This window comes from Streptomyces sp. NPDC057543 (genome assembly GCF_042801895.1).
Taxonomy (GTDB): domain Bacteria; phylum Actinomycetota; class Actinomycetes; order Streptomycetales; family Streptomycetaceae; genus Streptomyces.
In genome coordinates, this window is record NZ_JBHVFF010000601.1 from 1 (window position 1) to 1,190 (window position 1,190).

1 pseudogene is annotated in these 1,190 nt (G+C 63.5%); it reads left to right on the forward strand.

The annotated features are described in order from the left end of the window. Positions 1–1,190, forward strand: a pseudogene (locus ACFU8Q_RS41600) (hypothetical protein); the annotation flags it as partial.

Consider the following 1,190-nt stretch of genomic DNA (forward strand, 5'->3'; position numbering starts at 1 on the left):
CCAGGAAGCCCGCAAGCTCTACGTGGCGAAGATGCAGACCGTCATCTCCTCCGTCGCCGACATCATCGGCGCCGAACTCGGCAAGGCGAAGGCCCGCATCGCGAAGGGCCGGGCGGAGCTGAAAGCCGAGGTCGACAAACTCCCCTCAGACCTCCGCCAGTTCGGCCAGGACGCGGCGAAGGACTTCGCGGGCAAGTTCGACGACCTCGAAGCCACGGTCAACGAGAAGTCCGAACAACTCGTCCAGGACCTCGCGACGAAGTACACCGCCGCCCTGAACAAGGTCGACGAGGAGATCAAGGAACTCCAGGAAGCCAACAAGGGCCTGATCGACAAGGCGAAGGACGCGATCGTCGGCGTCATCAAGACGATCAACGAACTGAAGAACCTCCTCCTCGGCATCCTCGCCAAGGCCGCCTCCGCGATCATGAAAATCATCAAGGACCCCATCGGGTTCCTCGGCAACCTCGTCAAAGCAGTCGGCGCCGGCCTCAACCTCTTCATCACCAACGTCGCCGAGCACCTCAAGACCGGCGTCGTCTCCTGGCTCCTGGGCACCGCGGTCAAGGCCGGCCTCGAACTCCCCCAGAAGTTCGACCTCAAGGGCATCATCCAGCTCATCGGCTCCCTCCTCGGCCTGACCTGGGCGAACATCCGCGCCCGCATCACCCGCAAAGGCCTCCCCGACCAGGCCATGACCGCCGTCGAGACCTCTGTCCCCGTCGCGAAGAAACTCGCCGCCGAAGGCCCCGCCGGCGCCGCCAAGGAAATCGAAACCGAGGCAGGCGACCTCAAAGCCACCATCCTCGAAAAACTCACCAGCTACCTCATCCCCACCGTCATCATCGCGGGCATCACCTGGATCATCTCCCTCCTCAACCCCGCCTCCGCCTTCGTACGCGCGGTCAAGGGAATCATCGACATCGTCACGTTCATCGTGAACCAGGGCGCCCAAATCGTGGAGTTCGTCAACGCCGTCCTCGACGCCGTCATCGCCATCGCCAACGGCGGCTCAGCAGGCGTGCCCAAGATGGTCGAAACCGCCCTCGCCGCCAGCGTCCCCCTCCTCATCGGCTTCCTCGCCTCCCTCCTCGGCATCGGCTCCCTCGCCAACAAAGTCAAATCCGTCTTCCACGCCGTCGCCAAACCCGTCAACCGCGCCATCGACAAAATCGTCGGCTTCATCACCA